Genomic DNA, 16,003 nt, shown 5'->3' with positions numbered 1-16,003 from the left:
CAAAGCAAAATGACCCAAGATTCGTTGTTTCTTTTGACCCCGGGTTTCAAAGATCCGGCCTATCCCGGACAGGAATTCTATTGCTGGCACTGCGCGCTGATTGAGGGTGTTCTGGCGTCTTTTCCGTCGCTCGGTGGTGATCTGAAGATCGAGCGCGTCGCATTTTCCCGGCCACGTGAGAAGGTGATCCAGCTTGCGGGTGAGGAAAACCAGTCGCTGCCCTTGCTGATCTTGAAGGACGGCGACCGCTCGCCGCTGGAAACGGGCACCTATCTGGGGCGTTCGCTGATTGCCGATCCACACAAAATTCTGGCCGCGCTGACAGAGCGGCACGGTTTCCCAACGCCGCATCCGTGAACGTGTAAAAGCGTTAGACGTAGCTTCCGAGCGCCACGCGGCTGAACTGCCAGTTGACCTCCGGCAATTCGGAGGCCGGGAAGGACAGCACGATCTGCTTGGATGTGACAGGCCCGCGGAACCCAGCGAAGAAGATCGTGTCTTCCAGTTGCGGCACGACTTCGAAACAGGAGAACACCCAGGTGTCGTCCCGGTCGGCAGACAGGACGATCAGGCCGTTCTCATCATAGGAAATATCGACCGACGGGTGCAGGTGGAACCGCACCGCAATATTGTCGCGTCCATTGGCTTTCAGCGGTCGTCCGTCGCCACGATAAAAACGGTCTGCCCCCTGAATGACACTGCCATTGTGCGACAGCACAAGACGGCGCTCATGATAAATGCCGAACAGGCGCGCATAGCCGTCATGGCTCGCAACAAAACCTTGTCGCCCCATTTCTTCGATGCGGTCACGCTGTACGCGCGTCGGTCCGGCAATGATCGGCGTACCGATCATGTTGGAGAGGCCAGCATTGAGGCTGAACCGGCACGACGATGTGTCGTTGATGGTCGCTGTCGAATGGGCAGCCGTGGAGCGTCCCAATGGACGAAATTCCGGCGGGCCGAAACGGTCGATGCCGGAATTGACGATATAGCGCTGGCGTCCGGAGGACATTTCAAAGGCAAGGCAGCCCGCATGGGCGTCGCGCGAGGCAGTGACCGGCGGCGGCAGGCCGGTATCGGCGATGATGGTCGTCGATCCCATGGAAAGCCGTTCATAGCCGGAATAGGGCGCGTGGGTCAGCGGCGAACCGGCGGTTTCGTCATGACGCAGCACGGAAATGATCCGTTCCGGCATGGTCGGGCCCACGCCGTTGAACAGTGCAAGGCTGCCATCCTGATGACGGAAGAAGCGCAGCGCAGGCAGCATGCGCTCGACCGCTTCGATCAGGGCCTTGGGCGGCGATTCCGTGCCGTTGGCATAGGTCTGGCGCAGCGGCAGAAGATCGGCCAGCAGCTCCAGAACGGTTACCGGATTGCGCGAAATATGCCCGCCATCGGGCAAAATCTGGCGCTTCAGCTCATATTCGAGATTGCGTCGGGCGGCGCGGGCAGTCGGCGGTGAGACCGGCAATGCAAGGGCGGCGAAAGCGAGCGCGATACGCGCGCGCAGACGCTCTTCGCCGTCGTCCATCGCGCCTGCAACGGTGCGCAAGTAGCGGACCTGCATGGCGAGAGACCGCATGAATTTGCGATAGGCCGGCATTTCTGCGCCGGAGAGGATCAGGTTGGAATGCTGCAACCAGGCGATGATGCGCTGTGCTGTCACTTCCGGCGCCCATGCGAGACCGCCGATGCGCTTGCCGAACATGCGCATCCAGTCATCGACCAGCGCCCGCGCATTTGCGGTCGCCAGTTCGCTGTTGGCGCTTTTTAAATGGCGCAGCCAGCCGAAGCTTTGAAGCGCTGCTTCCCATTCGGGGGTCGGCGGCTCAACGGCAAATGGCGAAAGCCCGCCGGTTTCGACAAGGCGACCTGCCAGCGCGAAGCGCCCGTGATAGAATTCCTGCGCCAGCTGCGGGTCGGCGACGCGCAGATCGGGCGGTGCAATCAGGATACGGTCGGGCGTAAAGCCGGTGAAGCGCCAGCTGTAAAGCGGCCCCATACGCAGGCGGCGGCTGAACTTGCGCCACGCCTGTGCAACGGCCAGTCCCCAAAGGTGAGGGGTTTCGCTCAGCGCGACTGCCACCCGGTCTTTCTCCGTGTCGTTTGTCATTGTGTCTACGCATTATCCAACGCAAAACCGCTTCGCACTTTTGCTGGAAATGCTCAAATCCTTTAGGCCAGATCAGAATTCCAGCCTTCTTTACAATTCTATAGAATGATGAATCGAGCGTTAACCATAACGGGTATCGCACCCCGTTATGACAATTTTTACGATTTAGTTTGGCTTACGCGCGCCGCTTGAAGCGTGCTGCGAAGAAACCGTCCATGCCCGCCCTATGCGGATCGCCGTTGAAACGCTCGGGCGGAAGATCGGCTGGCGTGGAACGAAGATAGCCTTCGCTGGTGATCAGACCTTCCAGACCGGCGCAATCGTCCACGGTGATCGGGAAAGGCTCCAGCAGCGGATTTTCTGCCGCCTTGCGCGCCATTTCCTCGCCTTCGAGCGGATGCAGCGAGCAATTGGAAAAGACGATCACGCCGCCGGGCTTTACCAAGGTTGCAGCATGGGCCAGCAGCTTGCCCTGAAGATCGGCAAGCTTGGTGATATCCTGTGGCGTCTTGGTCCACGGAACGTCGGGATGACGGCGCACCGTACCGGTGGAAGAGCAGGGCGCATCGAGCAGAACTGCGTCGAAAAGCTCTTCCGGCGCAAAATCCATCAGATTGGTCGCAACGGTCTTCGCCTCGTAACCAAGCCGTTCCAGATTACCGCGCAAGCGCTTCAGCCGGTTCTCGGACATGTCGAGCGCCGTGACGTCTGCACCTTGCTGCACGAGTTGGGCTGTCTTGCCGCCCGGTGCCGCGCAAAGATCAGCGACGCGTTTGCCATTGATATCGCCCATCAGGCGTGCAGGCAGGCTTGCCGCCACGTCCTGCACCCACCAGTCACCCTCGGCGAAGCCCGGAAGGTCGGTCAGCGCACCCTCCACCGTCTGCACACGGACAGAACCGTTCGGCAGCGCAATGCCGCCCAGTTTTTCGGCCCATAGCTCCGGGTCGCTCTTCACGGTGAAATCGATTGGCGGCTCATAGGCATGCATGGCGAAGATGGCCGCAGCTTTTTCCGCGCCGTAAGCATCGACGATGCTCTTGGCGAACCATTCGGGCAGGTTGCCTTCCGGTAGCAACGTGTGTGCCAGCGCGCGTTCCTTGTTGCGCGACAGGCGACGCAGCAATGCGTTGACCAGACCGGCATATTTGCGATTGCGCGGATCGGCATTGGCGGCTTCCACCGCCAGATCCACCGCCGAATGGTCGGGAAGGTTGAGATAGAAAATCTGCGCCACGGCGACATGCAGCAAATGCTTCAGCGCAACGGCATTTTCCGGCAGCGGGCGGTCGAGACGTTTTGAAATGGCCCGTTCGATGGCACCGCGATTGCGCAGGCTTGCACCCAGAATCGCACGTACCAGCGCGCGATCACGCGGTTCCAGTGCCAGATATTGCGGATGGCCATGGCTGTTGTCGGTGAGACCGTCCAGCGAGGTGTTCTTTTCGATCACCGCACCCAGCAGGCGCGCCGCACATTGACGCGCGCTCAAGCCGGGGCGTTCCACCGCGTTGTTCTGCACCGATGGCTTGTTGTTTCCGCGCTTTGGCGCGGGCTTCTTATCGTTCACGCTATTCTGCTTTTATGAGATGATTTTCAGGACCATGGCCCCCGATAACCGGAACCGCCACTGTTGTTATCGCCTGCATTACCACTTCTTTGGCCCCAGGGACCACTGTTTTGTGACGGGGCAGCAGCGCGGGGAGCCATTCCGGTTGAGCGAATGCCCATTTCTCCGGCCAATTGTTCAAGCGCCGCGATGCGATTGTCGGTGTCCGGATGGGTTGAGAAAAGATTGTCGGCACCCCGTCCGCTCAGCGGATTGATGATGAACATATGCGCCGTTGCCGGGTTGTGTTCGGCATTTTCATTGACGGTCGCCTTGGCGCTGCGGGCGATCTTGTTAAGCGCCGAAGACAGCCATAGCGGATTGCCGCAGATTTCTGCGCCACGTTTGTCGGCGGCATATTCGCGGGTACGGCTCACGGCCATCTGAACGATCATCGCGGCAAAGGGCGCGACGATCATCGCCAGAATGGTGCCGATAACACCAATGACACCATTGCCGTTTTCACGGTTGCCGCCGAGGAAAAAGGCGAAATTGCCGAGCATCGAAATGGCACCGGCCAGCGTCGCCACGATGGTCATGGTGAGTGTATCGCGATTTTGCACATGCGCCAGCTCATGCGCCATCACGCCCGCGACTTCTTCCGGTGTCAGGCGCTGGAGAAGACCCGTGGTGGCGGCGACAGCCGCATTTTCGGGATTGCGCCCGGTGGCAAAGGCGTTGGGCTGGTCCTCGTGGATGATGAATACCTTCGGCATCGGCAGACCGGAATTGGCGGCAAGGCCGCTCACCATGCGGTAATAATCCGGGGCCGTGCGCTCATCCACCTGCTGCGCATTGTACATGCGCAGCACCATCTTGTCGGAATTCCAGTAGCCGAACAGATTCATGCCGATAGCGAAGACGAGCGCGATCATCATGCCGCCGCCGCCGCCCAGCAAATAGCCGATGCTCATGAACATGACTGTCATGAGAGCAATCAGCATGGCAGTTTTCGTCATATTCATGCGTCGTGATCTCCAATTCAGCGAGAGTTTATCTCAAACAGGGTTTTGCGTCCCACCTATTCCTGCCTATATGATGGGTATCAAAAGCCTGCGCTTCAATAATAGGACTTCAGCGGATGACCGATAAACGCAACGAAACCGACATCGACGAGAACGCTGCGCCGCGCAAGTTTGACGATCTGCCTCCGGCTGCCCAGCGCGCCCTCAAGGAAGCGGAAGAACGCCGCGCTGCCGAAACCAGTGCCAAGGCTCCGCGTGAAATCGGCGGGCGCGGCGGCAAGGACCCGGCGCGCTTCGGCGATTGGGAGATCAAGGGGCGGACAATCGACTTCTAAGCTTCAGATATTTCCGCTCCTGCGGCCTGCGCGCGCCCCTCATCCTGAGCCGGTGCGTAGCACCGTGTCGAAGGACGAGACTGTGCTTCCCTCCTGATCCTTCGAGACAGCGGCCTTCGACAAGCTCAGGACGCTTCCTCAGAATGAGGAGGGCGAGGGCGCATCCAAAAATGAAAAGGCCGGGAAAATCCCGGCCCTTCTGTTTTACTTCTTGTTTTGACGGTTTTCGATCAGGTCGTCCACCACGCCCGGATCGGCGAGGGTTGACGTGTCGCCCAGTGAACCGAAATCGTCTTCGGCGATCTTGCGCAGGATACGGCGCATGATCTTGCCCGAACGGGTCTTCGGCAGGCCGGGCGCGAACTGGATCTTGTCCGGCGTTGCGATGGGGCCAATTTCCTTGCGCACGTGCTGGGTCAGCTCCTTGCGCAATTCGTCGGCGTCCTGTGTTTCCGCGCCGGTCATCAAGGTGACGTAGCAATAAATGCCCTGTCCCTTGATCCCGTGCGGATAACCAACAACGGCAGCTTCGGAAACCGAATGATGTGAGACAAGCGCCGATTCGATTTCCGCCGTGCCGAGGCGATGGCCGGAAATATTCAGCACGTCATCGACGCGACCGGTGATCCAGTAATAACCGTCTTCATCGCGGCGGCAGCCGTCACCGGTGAAATACTTGCCCTTGTAGGTGGAGAAGTACGCCTCGATGAAGCGCTTGTGATCGCCGTAAAGCGTGCGCATCTGGCCTGGCCAGCTGTCGGTGATGCAGAGATTGCCATCGGTCGCACCATCGACCACATTGCCTTCATTATCCACGAGCTCCGGCTTGACGCCGAAGAACGGGCGCGTGGCGGAGCCGGGCTTGAGGTCGGTCGCGCCGGGCAGCGGCGTGATCAGAATGCCGCCGGTTTCCGTCTGCCACCAGGTATCGACGATGGGCGACTTTTCCTCGCCGACCACATGATAATACCATTCCCAGGCTTCCGGATTGATCGGCTCGCCGACCGAGCCGAGCAGGCGCAGCGAGGAGCGCGAGGAACGCGTCACGAATTCATCGCCAGCGCCCATCAGCGCGCGGATCGCCGTTGGCGCGGTATAGAAGATGTTGACATGGTGCTTGTCGATGACTTCCCAGAACCGGCCCTGATCGGGGAAATTCGGCACGCCTTCAAACATCAGCGTCGTGGCGCCATTGGCCAGCGGTCCATAGACGATATAGGAATGGCCCGTGACCCAACCCACATCCGCCGTGCACCAATAGGTGTCGCCGTCGTGATAGTCGAAGACATATTGATGGGTCATCGAGGCATAGACCAGATAGCCGCCGGTGGTGTGCAGCACACCCTTCGGCTTGCCGGTGGAGCCGGACGTGTAGAGGATGAAGAGCGGATCTTCCGCATTCATCGGCTCCGGTTCGCAATGCGGCTCGACGCTGGCGACTTCCTGATGATACCACAGATCGCGGCCACGGCCCCAGCTGACCTTGCCGCCGGTGCGGCGCACGACCAGCACCTTGTTGACCATGACATATTGCTTGGCGGCAATATCGATGGCGGTGTCGGTGTTTTCCTTCAGCGGAACCGGCTTGCCGCCACGCACGCCCTCATCGGCGGTGATGACGAAAGTGGATTCGCAATCGACGATACGACCGGCCAGCGCCTCCGGCGAGAAACCGGCAAAGACCACCGAATGCACCGCACCGATACGCGCGCAGGCCAGCATGGCATAGGCTGCTTCCGGGATCATCGGCAGATAGATCGTGACGCGGTCGCCCTTCTTGACGCCGTGCTTCTTGAGCACATTCGCCATGCGGCAGACGTTTTCGTAGAGCTCGCGATAGGTGATCTTCTTGTCGATATACGGATTGTCGCCTTCCCAGATGATGGCGACCTTGTCGCCACGGCTCTTCAGGTGGCGGTCGATACAGTTGTAGGAGACGTTGGTGACGCCGTCTTCATACCACTTGATGGAGACGTCGCCGTTGAAATCGGTGTTCTTGACCTTGGTGAAAGGCTTGAACCAGTCGATGCGGCGACCGTGCTTGGCCCAGAAGCCATCCGGATCACTCACGCTTTCCTTGTACCATTCGAGGTAGGTCTCATTGTCAATGAGCGTGTTCTTCTTTGCCTCCGGCAGCACGGGGTAAAGCTTTTCCGACATCATTTCCTCCAAGTTTCACCAACGTCCTCTCGTCGGTGCGTGGTTCGTAACCACTGTTGGGTCTTATCTAGCTTCGTAAGCGGTGAAGGTAAATTAGACGATAGGACCGTCTGCCGTCCACAATGACGCAGGCTAAATCTCCGCATTGGCAGCACTCATGCCTTCATGATGCTAACATATTGTTTTTACACTTTAAAAACCATTTTGAGCGATTATCTCAAATACAGGAGCCAAATATATGGCTCTTCACAAAAAGGGGAAATCGCCATGACGACGTCCGCTTTTCACGCGAAATCGGCCTTCGAACTGCAACTCGCCGGTTACGGTCTGACGACGGCAAAACTTTTCTATCACATGCCGGATCACCCGCATCTGCTGCAGCTGTTTGTCTGGCAGGAATATGATGTCGCGCCGGAATTTCCGGTGCTGCATCATTTCATCGAGTTCTGGAAACGGGAGATCGACGGGCCGCTGCATTCGGTGACATATACCCATTGCCGCTTGCTCGGCCCATCGGACTGGAAAAATGTGCAGGGGGAGATTGTCCTGCATTAAACGACAATGTGAGCTAACAGCGCGCCAAAGCCGAGCGGACCGTCGAGGGCTTATGGAATACCGTCGGCCAGATCGTCACGCTGTTCGAACCACAAGAATGCGCCAACTACTTCAAATCCTGCGGGTATGAACCCGAGTAAAGTGGACGCGCTCTAAGTTCTTCCACTATAGTTCCATCAACCAAATGCGCTGCCATGCTCGCGATTGGTTGTCCACATACAACTTTGCCAAACAACTCGGGGCTTTGAAGTCCCCAAGCCTTTCAGGAACGTTGGAAATCAGGGCCAGAAATTTTTGTCAATCCGAAACATCACATGCCGGAATCAAACAACTAGCGCCCGCCCGCAACTATGGCAATGGTCATGGTTGCGGGAGGTCATGCTCAAGGGCTACGAGGAATTTCTGCTTGCTTTTCCGCGGCATGTCGAGACAGCTACTCGGATGCACGGCGGGGATTGCGCTGGCGTGGGCGTATACGGTGATACGGCAATGTGTTGAACGCTATTTTATTGCCCGATAGAGTGCTGCCGGTTAACCAGGATAATCAGTGATTACAAAAAGGTCTTCTGCTGATGTAAATACTCCAGATCTTGATAATTCTTTAAAGTAGGTGAAGGGTTTTTCGTTTATAGGCCCGAAAAGACCATACGTTTTATCTGTTGTGGCTTGTATTGCGTATAGATCCATGAATGAAGATTCAAGTTTTATGAAATTAAATAGCTGTTTTTTTTGTAGCTTTCGCTGAAAGTCATGGTATCGTGAAGCTTATTTTCATCTATCGTGGATAGTTTTTTTTCGTCAAACCCCAAGTAAGTGTTCGAATTTGTAAGGGTAAATGTTCCAGATTGTATGTATGATGGTTCATTTCCTATATTACTATTTACAACCCATTGGGACCTGAAGCCTTTACATTCTCGAGTCAGGTACATAAGGTATGCGCCAGTTTCAACTTGAGTGTCATAGCTCAGGTAGTACCCTGTATGAAAGCTTCGTATCGTAACGCTTTTTAACATTTTTTTCTTCCTGTGGTTAATTAGCGTTTGCACGATAATTCTACTAGTTTCAAAAAAATACTGGCAGTTACTGCTGATTACCTGTGGCCGAAAATTGCTGAGCCGACCCGAACCGAAGTCGCGCCGAAGCCTATAGCGGTCTCATAATCGCCTGACATGCCCATGGAGAGCTTCCCGACGCCAGCTTCGCGGGCGAGCTTTTCCAGCAGGGCAAAATGCGGTCCCGGATTCTCATCTGCCGGTGGAATGCACATCAGCCCTTCAATGGCGAGGCCATGTTCATTACGACAGCGTGCGACAAAGGCGACGGCGTCCTTCGGTGCGATGCCGGCCTTTTGTTCTTCCAGACCCGTATTGACCTGCACATAGAGTTTCGGGCTCTTGCCCTGCTTGGCGATCTCGTCGGCAAGCGCGGCTGCGATCTTCTCGCGGTCCACCGTTTCGATGACGTCGAACAGGGCGACGGCATCGGCTGCCTTGTTGGATTGCAACGGGCCGATCAGATGCAGTTCGATGCCGAAATATTGGTCGCGCAGTTCAGGCCATTTGGCTTGGGCTTCCTGCACGCGGTTTTCGCCGAAGACGCGCTGTCCGGCATCGAGCGCCGGGCGGATCGCATCCGCATCGAAGGTTTTCGACACGGCGACGAGCGTGACCGAACCTTCGTTGCGATGCGCTTCCTTTTCGGCATTGGCGATTGCGGCCTTGACCGTGTTCAGGTTCGTGACGATATCTGACATGAAACTCTCGCTTTCAGGCTTTTCATCCGCAAAAGGTTGACGCTTTCGCCAATACGTGGTGAAGGTCGCCATTAAATATCGACTCTCCTTATTGCATCACCTTCGTACGAGTAAATACGGACATGGCAGCCGAACGTTATAATCCGCGCGTGGCGGAAGCTCACTGGCAGAAAGTCTGGGAAGAAAACCGGACTTTCGAAACGGACAACAGCGATCCGCGCGAGAAGTATTATGTGCTTGAGATGTTCCCCTATCCATCGGGGCGCATCCATATGGGCCATGTGCGCAACTATGCGATGGGCGATGTCGTTGCCCGCTACAAGCGCGCTAAGGGGTTTAATGTCCTCCACCCGATGGGCTGGGACGCGTTCGGCATGCCTGCGGAAAATGCCGCGATGCAGAACAAGGTGCATCCAAAGGAATGGACCTACCAGAACATCGACACGATGAAGCGCCAGCTCAAGTCCATGGGCCTGTCGCTTGATTGGTCGCGTGAATTCGCGACCTGCGATGTGGAATATTACCATCGTCAGCAGATGCTGTTCATCGACCTGTTCGAAAAAGGTCTGGTGACGCGCAAAACCTCCAAGGTCAACTGGGACCCGGTGGACAACACCGTGCTCGCCAATGAGCAGGTGGTGGACGGTCGCGGCTGGCGCTCTGGCGCGCTGGTCGAACAGCGCGAACTGACGCAGTGGTTCTTCAAGATCACTGATTTCAGCGAAGAATTGCTGGCCGGTCTCGACACGCTCGACCAGTGGCCGGAAAAAGTTCGCTTGATGCAGCGCAACTGGATCGGCAAGTCGGAAGGCTTGCAGGTTCGTTTCGCGCTCGACGGCAAGACGGCACCGGAAGGCTTCTCGGAGATCGAGGTTTACACGACGCGTCCCGACACACTGTTCGGCGCGGCTTTTGTCGCGATTTCCGCCGATCATCCGCTGGCCAAAAAGCTTGCCGAAGGTAATACTGCGCTGACCGGCTTCATCGAAGAATGCCACCAGCACGGCACCTCGCTTGCAGCGCTTGAAACCGCTGAGAAGAAGGGCTTCGATACTGGTGTCAAGGTCAAGCACCCGTTCGATGAGAACTGGGAGCTGCCGGTCTATGTCGCCAATTTCGTGCTGATGGAATATGGCACGGGCGCTGTGTTCGGCTGCCCGGCGCATGACCAGCGCGATCTGGATTTCGCCAATAAATATGCGCTGAAGGTAACACCGGTCGTGCTGCCGAAGGGCGAGGACGCTGCCACTTTTGCCATCACCGACACGGCCTATACCGATGACGGCGTGATGATCAATTCGCGTTTCCTCGATGGTCTGGCGCCGGAAGCAGCCTTCAACGAGGTTGCAAACCGTCTGGAACAGACCGCGCTTGGCAATCGTCCGCAAGCGGCCCGCAAGGTGCAGTTCCGTCTGCGCGACTGGGGCATTTCGCGCCAGCGCTATTGGGGCTGCCCGATCCCGATGATCCATTGCGAGAGCTGTGGCGTCAATCCGGTGCCGCGCGCCGACCTGCCGGTCAAGCTGCCGGACGATGTGGATTTCGACCGTCCGGGCAATCCGCTGGACCGTCATGCCACATGGCGTCATGTGAAGTGCCCGAAATGCGGCGGCGAAGCCCGGCGCGAGACGGACACGATGGATACGTTTGTCGATTCGTCCTGGTACTATGCGCGCTTCACGGCGCCGTGGGAAAACGAGCCGACCGATCGTGCGATTGCCGACCGCTGGCTGCCGGTCGATCAGTATATCGGTGGCGTCGAACACGCGATCCTGCATCTGCTCTATTCGCGCTTTTTCACCCGCGCCATGAAGGTTACGGGCCATGTCGGTCTGGATGAGCCCTTCAAGGGCCTGTTCACGCAGGGCATGGTTGTGCACGAAACCTACAAGGCCGATGGTCAGTGGGTTGCTCCTGCCGATATCCGCATCGAGGACATTGACGGCAAGCGCACCGCAACCATGCTGGATAGCGGTGCGCCGGTTGAAATCGGTTCCATCGAGAAGATGTCGAAGTCGAAGAAGAACGTCGTTGATCCCGACGATATCATCTCTTCTTATGGTGCAGATACTGCGCGCTGGTTCATGCTGTCCGATTCGCCGCCGGAACGTGACGTGATCTGGACGGAAGCAGGCGCCGAAGGCGCGCATCGTTTCGTGCAGCGCGTCTGGCGTCTGGTGTCGGAAGCAGCCGAACATCTGAAGGATGTCGCGCCGAAGACCGGTTCGCAGGGCGAAGCGCTTGCCGTTTCCAAGGCCGTGCATAAGACGGTCAACGCTGTTGGCGACGATATCGAAAAGCTCGCTTTCAATCGCGGCGTTGCGCGACTTTATGAGCTGGTGAATGCGCTTGCAGCACCGTTGCAGCTTGTCGCTTCGGACAAGGCCGATGATGAGCTGAAGGGCTCTGTTCGTGACGCCACGGAAAAGCTTATCCAGATGCTCGCACCGATGATGCCGCATCTGGCTGAACAGTGCCTGACGGAACTGGGCGGCAAGATCGCCGGACAGGAAACGTTGGTCGCCCGCGCGCCATGGCCGCTCTTCGACGCCGCATTGGTGGTGGAAAACGAGATCGTGATGCCGGTGCAGATCAACGGCAAGAAGCGTGGGGATTTGACAATCGCCCGCGACGCTGATCAAGCTAGCATCCAGCAGGCGGTGCTCGAACTTGACTTCGTCAAGGCTGCGCTCAACGGGGGCTCGCCGAAGAAGATTATCGTGGTGCCGCAAAGGATCGTCAATGTCGTTGCCTGATCGTTTCCTCTCCGCAATCAAGACTTTCCGCGTCGCTTTTGTGGCTGTGGGAGCTGCGGTTCTCCTTGCTGCCTGCACGGTGCAGCCGCTTTATTCGTCGGGCGGCAGCGCTGGTGGTTCGATCGGCGGCAGTGTGACGCCGGATATGCGCACCAAGCTTGCTTCCGTGTCCATCGATCCGGCTGGCGATGTCTATGGCCAGCAGGTGCGCAATCGCCTGATCTTCCTGCTCGGCGGTGGCGCTGGTGAACCAGCCAATCCGATGTATCGTCTGAGCCTCGGCCTCAGCACGAGCACGATTTCCGCCGTAAGCGTGGATATCGGCGATCAGACCGACCGCACGGGCCGTCCATCGGCTGGTATCGTCAAGGCGACTTCGAATTTCGTGCTGCGTGACAAGGACGGCAAGCCGCTTGCCACGGGCACACGAACGACGGGCGCTTCCTTTGATCGTCCGCGTCAGGAATTTGCAAACCTTCGTGCAGAACGCGACGCGCGCAAGCGCGCCGCGGAAGAACTGGCCGAACAGGTTTTCCTCGCATTGGCGCAGAAGCTGTCGAAGCTCTGATCGTTCCTCTGATCTGAAATCACAAAAGCGGCGCTTCCGGGCGCCGTTTTTTTGTTTCGCTAACCACAAAAAGGCTCAAGGAATTCAGCGAGGTAACATTGCTGTTCCCTGCAAACATTTTTATAACTCCTTGTTTCAAATGAACTAATTTACAATTTGCATATTGCCCGAGGCGTGACGTGAAAAATGGGAAGCGACTTCCCCATGCGTCATGCGTGAAAGCCGCGCGGTGTGTCCGTCGGTTCAATCATTATTTCAGGAGTATTCAGATGATGCGATTTTCAGACCTCATGAAAGGCATGGCCTTTGCGGCACTAGGCGTGGCGGGACTGGCCGTTGCGGGTCCGGCAGCGGCACAGGAAAAGGCAGCGCCGTTGCAGTGGCAGTTTTTCCAGGCCGATGAGAATGGCTTCAACCGGACGCCGGTTCTGTTGACGGGGGAAAAGGAAGCCATTCTGCTCGATGGCGGTTTTACCTTCTCCGATGGCAAGGCCGTTGCCGAAAAGATCAAGGAAACCGGCAAGAAGCTCACCACGGTCTATGTCAGCCAGAGCGACCCCGACTATTATTTCAACCTGCGCGAGATCAAGTCGGCTTTCCCGGATGTCAAAATCATCGCTGCTCCTGAAACCGTTGCCGCCATCAATGGCAATGTCGAGACGAAGCTTAACGTCTGGGGACCGCAGCTGAAGGATAATGGCCCGCAGAACCTGTCCGATCTGGTTCTGCCGCAGGCCTCGGACGTGAAGACGCTCACGCTGGAAGGCAACGAGATTGAGATCGTCCCGGCTGAAGGCATGAAGAACCGCCGCTATCTATGGGTGCCATCGCTGAAGGCGGTGTTCGGCGGCGTGTTGATTGGCGCAGGCGAGCATATCTGGCTGGCCGATACGGCTGACAAGGCGCAGCGCGAGGCATGGATCAAGAACCTCGATGCGATTGCGGCGCGCAATCCTGAAGTGGTTGTCCCGGCCCATATGAAGGCCGGTTCTGCGACGGATGTTTCGGCGGTCAAATTCACCCGCGATTATCTCGCTGCATTCGATGAGGAGGCCGACAAGGCCAAGGATGGTGCCACGCTTATCGCTGCGATGAAGAAGCGCTACCCGGATCTGGGCGGCGAAAGCAGCCTGGAACTGGGCGCCAAGGTCATCAAGGGCGAGATGAAATGGGAATAATGCGCGGCCAAGGGACTATCGCCGGTTCGCGCCTGTGACGGCCTTGGCCGGTTGATTGGAATTTGTGGTTCGCATTGAGACGGATATAAAGGGCGGTGCGGCATGTGCCGCCCTTGTTGTGTCAGCCTGTTGTGGAGATCATGCGCCTCGCTTCCTTTTCGGCCAAAGGCTATCGTTCGCTGCGTTCTGTCCGGTTCAATCTTGGACAGGTGACGGTGTTCGTCGGTGAAAACGGTGCGGGCAAGTCCAATCTCTATCGAGCTTTGCAACTGATCAAGGCGGCTGCGGAAGGCAATTTCTCCACGGAGATCGTGCGGGAAGGCGGTATGCAATCGGCCATGTGGAGCGGCGGTCGTCGCAAGCACGAATCGGCGCGGATCATTCTGGAAGCGGAATTCGAGGACGAAAGGCTGGCGTCGCGCCTTTCCTATCGGGTGGAGGCGGGTTTGCCGCCACCTGTTTCCGGGGCATTTCCTTTCGAGCCGCAGATCAAGGAAGAACAGCTCAATCTCGATACGGGTCGTCGCCCGGTCGATCTCATGGACCGGCGCGGTCCGGCGGTCTTTGCCCGCGATGGGGAAGGGCGGCGCATGGAGCATCCGACGCGGCTTCTGACATCGGAAAGCGGGTTGGCCGTGCTTGGTCAGTCGGGCCATTATCCCGAGATCGGCGACCTCGCGGCGCAACTGCGTGGCTGGCGGTTTTATCACGGCTTCCGAAGCGACCGCGACGCTCCTGCACGCCAGCCTTCCATTGCGGCCACCGCAGCCATGCTGGACGAGGATGGCGGCAATCTTGCCTCAGTCTTTGCCACGCTTGCGCATATCCGTCAGGATACGGTCGATCTGGATCGCTTTATAGAAGAGGCGCTGGATGGTGCGAAACTGGTCGTTCCTTATCCGGAAGAAACCGCCAGTTTCGGCCTGAATTTTCCAGCTTTCCCGCCCCGCATCTTTCGACCCGGCGAATTGTCCGACGGGCAGATTCGCCTATTGGCGCTGGCGGGCGCGCTTTTAGCCTACCGCCTGCCGACATTGATCGCGCTGAACGAACCGGAAGCAAGCCTGCACCCGGACATGATCCCGTCACTTGCGAGAATGATCGCGCAGGCATCCGAGCGCAGCCAGATCTGGGTTGTAACCCATTCCAGCGCTCTTGCCAGCGCTATAGCCGAGCATTGCGGCAGCAGGCCGATTCGGGTCAGCAAGCAGGATGGTGAAACGGTTCTGGAATAAAAAAGCGGGCCGAAGCCCGCCTTTCATTTGTTTCGCAAAAATCGCTGATTAAGCGATCTTCTGACCGGTCTTCGCCCAATCGGCGAGGAAGGTTTCGAGGCCCTTGTCGGTCAGCGGATGCTTGACGAGCGCCTTGAGCGTTGCCGCAGGCGCGGTCACGACATCGGCACCGATCAGCGCTGCTTCCTTGACGTGATTGACGGTACGAACCGAAGCGGCAAGAATTTCGGTGCGGAAATCGTAATTGTCATAGATCGTGCGGATTTCAGCAATCAGTTCCATGCCGTTGATAGCCATATCGTCGAGACGACCAATGAATGGCGAAATGAAGGTCGCGCCAGCCTTGGCTGCAAGAAGCGCCTGATTGGCCGAGAAGCAGAGCGTCATATTGACCTTGTGGCCATCGGAAGACAGAGCCTTACAGGCCTTCAGTCCGTCGAAGGTCACGGGCAGCTTGATGCAGATATTATCTGCATATTTGGCGATGTGGGCAGCTTCCTTCATCATCTGCTCATATTCGGTCGCGGCAACTTCGGCAGAAACCGGACCCTTGACGAAGGAGCAGATTTCCTTGGTAACTTCCTCGATATTGCGACCCGACTTCAGGATGAGGGATGGGTTGGTGGTCACGCCATCGACCAGTCCAAGGTCGTTCAGTTCGCGGATTTCCTTGACGTCCGCAGTGTCCACGAAAAACTTCATAACAGCGTTCCTCCATAGTGAGCGCGGGTGGTTTTGGGAGCTAAATCCGTTTAAGTCCCGGAAGGTGGCTTTTC

General features: G+C 57.5%; 13 protein-coding genes and 1 pseudogene. 8 read left to right on the top strand and 6 right to left on the bottom strand.

Going from position 1 to position 16,003, the window contains the following annotated elements:
* The first annotated feature begins 9 nt into the window (after positions 1 to 9).
* A complete protein-coding gene (locus D8666_RS15480; RefSeq protein WP_121538651.1) occupies positions 10 to 357 on the top strand; it encodes a DUF3088 domain-containing protein in 348 nt (115 codons plus the stop codon).
* Positions 358 to 370: 13 nt separating this feature from the next.
* Here D8666_RS15480 and D8666_RS15475 read toward each other — a convergent pair whose 3' ends face one another.
* The 3 genes from D8666_RS15475 to htpX form a co-directional block, all read right to left on the bottom strand.
* A complete protein-coding gene (locus D8666_RS15475; protein WP_121538649.1) occupies positions 371 to 2,113 on the bottom strand; it encodes a heparinase II/III family protein in 1,743 nt (580 codons plus the stop codon).
* Between the two features lie 175 nt (positions 2,114 to 2,288).
* Positions 2,289 to 3,683, bottom strand: coding sequence for an RsmB/NOP family class I SAM-dependent RNA methyltransferase (locus tag D8666_RS15470; RefSeq protein ID WP_121538647.1), 1,395 nt, complete (start codon positions 3,681 to 3,683; stop codon positions 2,289 to 2,291).
* A gap of 26 nt (positions 3,684 to 3,709) precedes the next feature.
* Entirely contained in the window at positions 3,710 to 4,687 is a 978-nt protein-coding gene (htpX, locus tag D8666_RS15465; protein ID WP_121538645.1) for a zinc metalloprotease HtpX, read from the bottom strand.
* Between the two features lie 116 nt (positions 4,688 to 4,803).
* Between htpX and D8666_RS15455 the strand changes: the two genes are divergently transcribed.
* A complete protein-coding gene (locus tag D8666_RS15455) occupies positions 4,804 to 5,022 on the top strand; it encodes a DUF1674 domain-containing protein (protein ID WP_121538643.1) in 219 nt (72 codons plus the stop codon).
* Between the two features lie 204 nt (positions 5,023 to 5,226).
* On the opposite strand, the gene acs is transcribed toward D8666_RS15455, so the two are convergent.
* Positions 5,227 to 7,182, bottom strand: a complete 1,956-nt coding sequence (gene acs / locus D8666_RS15450; protein WP_109369826.1) for an acetate--CoA ligase — start codon at positions 7,180 to 7,182, stop codon at positions 5,227 to 5,229.
* 267 nt (positions 7,183 to 7,449) lie between these two features.
* Between acs and D8666_RS15445 the strand changes: the two genes are divergently transcribed.
* Positions 7,450 to 7,737: an usg protein gene (locus D8666_RS15445; RefSeq protein WP_121538641.1), complete on the top strand. Its 288-nt coding sequence runs from the start codon at positions 7,450 to 7,452 to the stop codon at positions 7,735 to 7,737.
* 20 nt (positions 7,738 to 7,757) lie between these two features.
* Positions 7,758 to 7,877: pseudogene (locus D8666_RS24365) on the top strand (IS630 family transposase); the annotation flags it as partial.
* 950 nt (positions 7,878 to 8,827) lie between these two features.
* Here the strand turns inward: D8666_RS24365 and D8666_RS15440 are convergent.
* Positions 8,828 to 9,490, bottom strand: a complete 663-nt coding sequence (locus D8666_RS15440; RefSeq protein ID WP_121538723.1) for a YggS family pyridoxal phosphate-dependent enzyme — start codon at positions 9,488 to 9,490, stop codon at positions 8,828 to 8,830.
* A gap of 122 nt (positions 9,491 to 9,612) precedes the next feature.
* Between D8666_RS15440 and leuS the strand changes: the two genes are divergently transcribed.
* The 4 genes from leuS to D8666_RS15420 all read left to right on the top strand — a co-directional run bounded on the left by leuS (position 9,613) and on the right by D8666_RS15420 (position 15,227).
* A complete protein-coding gene (gene leuS, locus D8666_RS15435) occupies positions 9,613 to 12,246 on the top strand; it encodes a leucine--tRNA ligase (protein ID WP_121538639.1) in 2,634 nt (877 codons plus the stop codon).
* Positions 12,233 to 12,814 carry an LPS assembly lipoprotein LptE gene (gene lptE / locus D8666_RS15430; protein WP_121538637.1) on the top strand — a complete coding sequence of 194 codons (582 nt, stop codon included), beginning with the start codon at positions 12,233 to 12,235 and terminating at the stop codon, positions 12,812 to 12,814. The genes leuS and lptE overlap by 14 nt, the downstream gene beginning before the upstream one ends.
* Positions 12,815 to 13,083: 269 nt before the next feature.
* Positions 13,084 to 13,992 (top strand): MBL fold metallo-hydrolase, encoded by a 909-nt coding sequence (locus D8666_RS15425; protein ID WP_235858976.1) that lies wholly within the window; start codon positions 13,084 to 13,086, stop codon positions 13,990 to 13,992.
* 140 nt (positions 13,993 to 14,132) lie between these two features.
* Positions 14,133 to 15,227 carry an AAA family ATPase gene (locus tag D8666_RS15420; protein WP_121538635.1) on the top strand — a complete coding sequence of 365 codons (1,095 nt, stop codon included), beginning with the start codon at positions 14,133 to 14,135 and terminating at the stop codon, positions 15,225 to 15,227.
* A gap of 48 nt (positions 15,228 to 15,275) precedes the next feature.
* Here D8666_RS15420 and fsa read toward each other — a convergent pair whose 3' ends face one another.
* Complete coding sequence (gene fsa / locus D8666_RS15415; protein WP_109369821.1) at positions 15,276 to 15,929, bottom strand: fructose-6-phosphate aldolase; 654 nt, start codon at positions 15,927 to 15,929, stop codon at positions 15,276 to 15,278.
* Between the last annotated feature and the right edge of the window lie 74 nt (positions 15,930 to 16,003).

This window comes from Ochrobactrum soli (assembly GCF_003664555.1).
GTDB classification, from domain to species: domain Bacteria; phylum Pseudomonadota; class Alphaproteobacteria; order Rhizobiales; family Rhizobiaceae; genus Brucella; species Brucella teleogrylli.
This window is presented reverse-complemented; position numbering and strand designations above follow the sequence as displayed.

Coding starts and splice junctions, on each gene's coding strand:
- D8666_RS15480 (WP_121538651.1), top strand. CDS start 10: ATGACCCAAGATTCGTTGTTTCTTTTGACCCCGGGTTTCAAAGATCCG.
- D8666_RS15475 (WP_121538649.1), bottom strand. CDS start 2,113: ATGACAAACGACACGGAGAAAGACCGGGTGGCAGTCGCGCTGAGCGAA.
- htpX (WP_121538645.1), bottom strand. CDS start 4,687: ATGAATATGACGAAAACTGCCATGCTGATTGCTCTCATGACAGTCATG.
- D8666_RS15455 (WP_121538643.1), top strand. CDS start 4,804: ATGACCGATAAACGCAACGAAACCGACATCGACGAGAACGCTGCGCCG.
- acs (WP_109369826.1), bottom strand. CDS start 7,182: ATGTCGGAAAAGCTTTACCCCGTGCTGCCGGAGGCAAAGAAGAACACG.
- D8666_RS15445 (WP_121538641.1), top strand. CDS start 7,450: ATGACGACGTCCGCTTTTCACGCGAAATCGGCCTTCGAACTGCAACTC.
- D8666_RS15440 (WP_121538723.1), bottom strand. CDS start 9,490: ATGTCAGATATCGTCACGAACCTGAACACGGTCAAGGCCGCAATCGCC.
- leuS (WP_121538639.1), top strand. CDS start 9,613: ATGGCAGCCGAACGTTATAATCCGCGCGTGGCGGAAGCTCACTGGCAG.
- lptE (WP_121538637.1), top strand. CDS start 12,233: ATGTCGTTGCCTGATCGTTTCCTCTCCGCAATCAAGACTTTCCGCGTC.
- D8666_RS15425 (WP_235858976.1), top strand. CDS start 13,084: ATGATGCGATTTTCAGACCTCATGAAAGGCATGGCCTTTGCGGCACTA.
- D8666_RS15420 (WP_121538635.1), top strand. CDS start 14,133: ATGCGCCTCGCTTCCTTTTCGGCCAAAGGCTATCGTTCGCTGCGTTCT.
- fsa (WP_109369821.1), bottom strand. CDS start 15,929: ATGAAGTTTTTCGTGGACACTGCGGACGTCAAGGAAATCCGCGAACTG.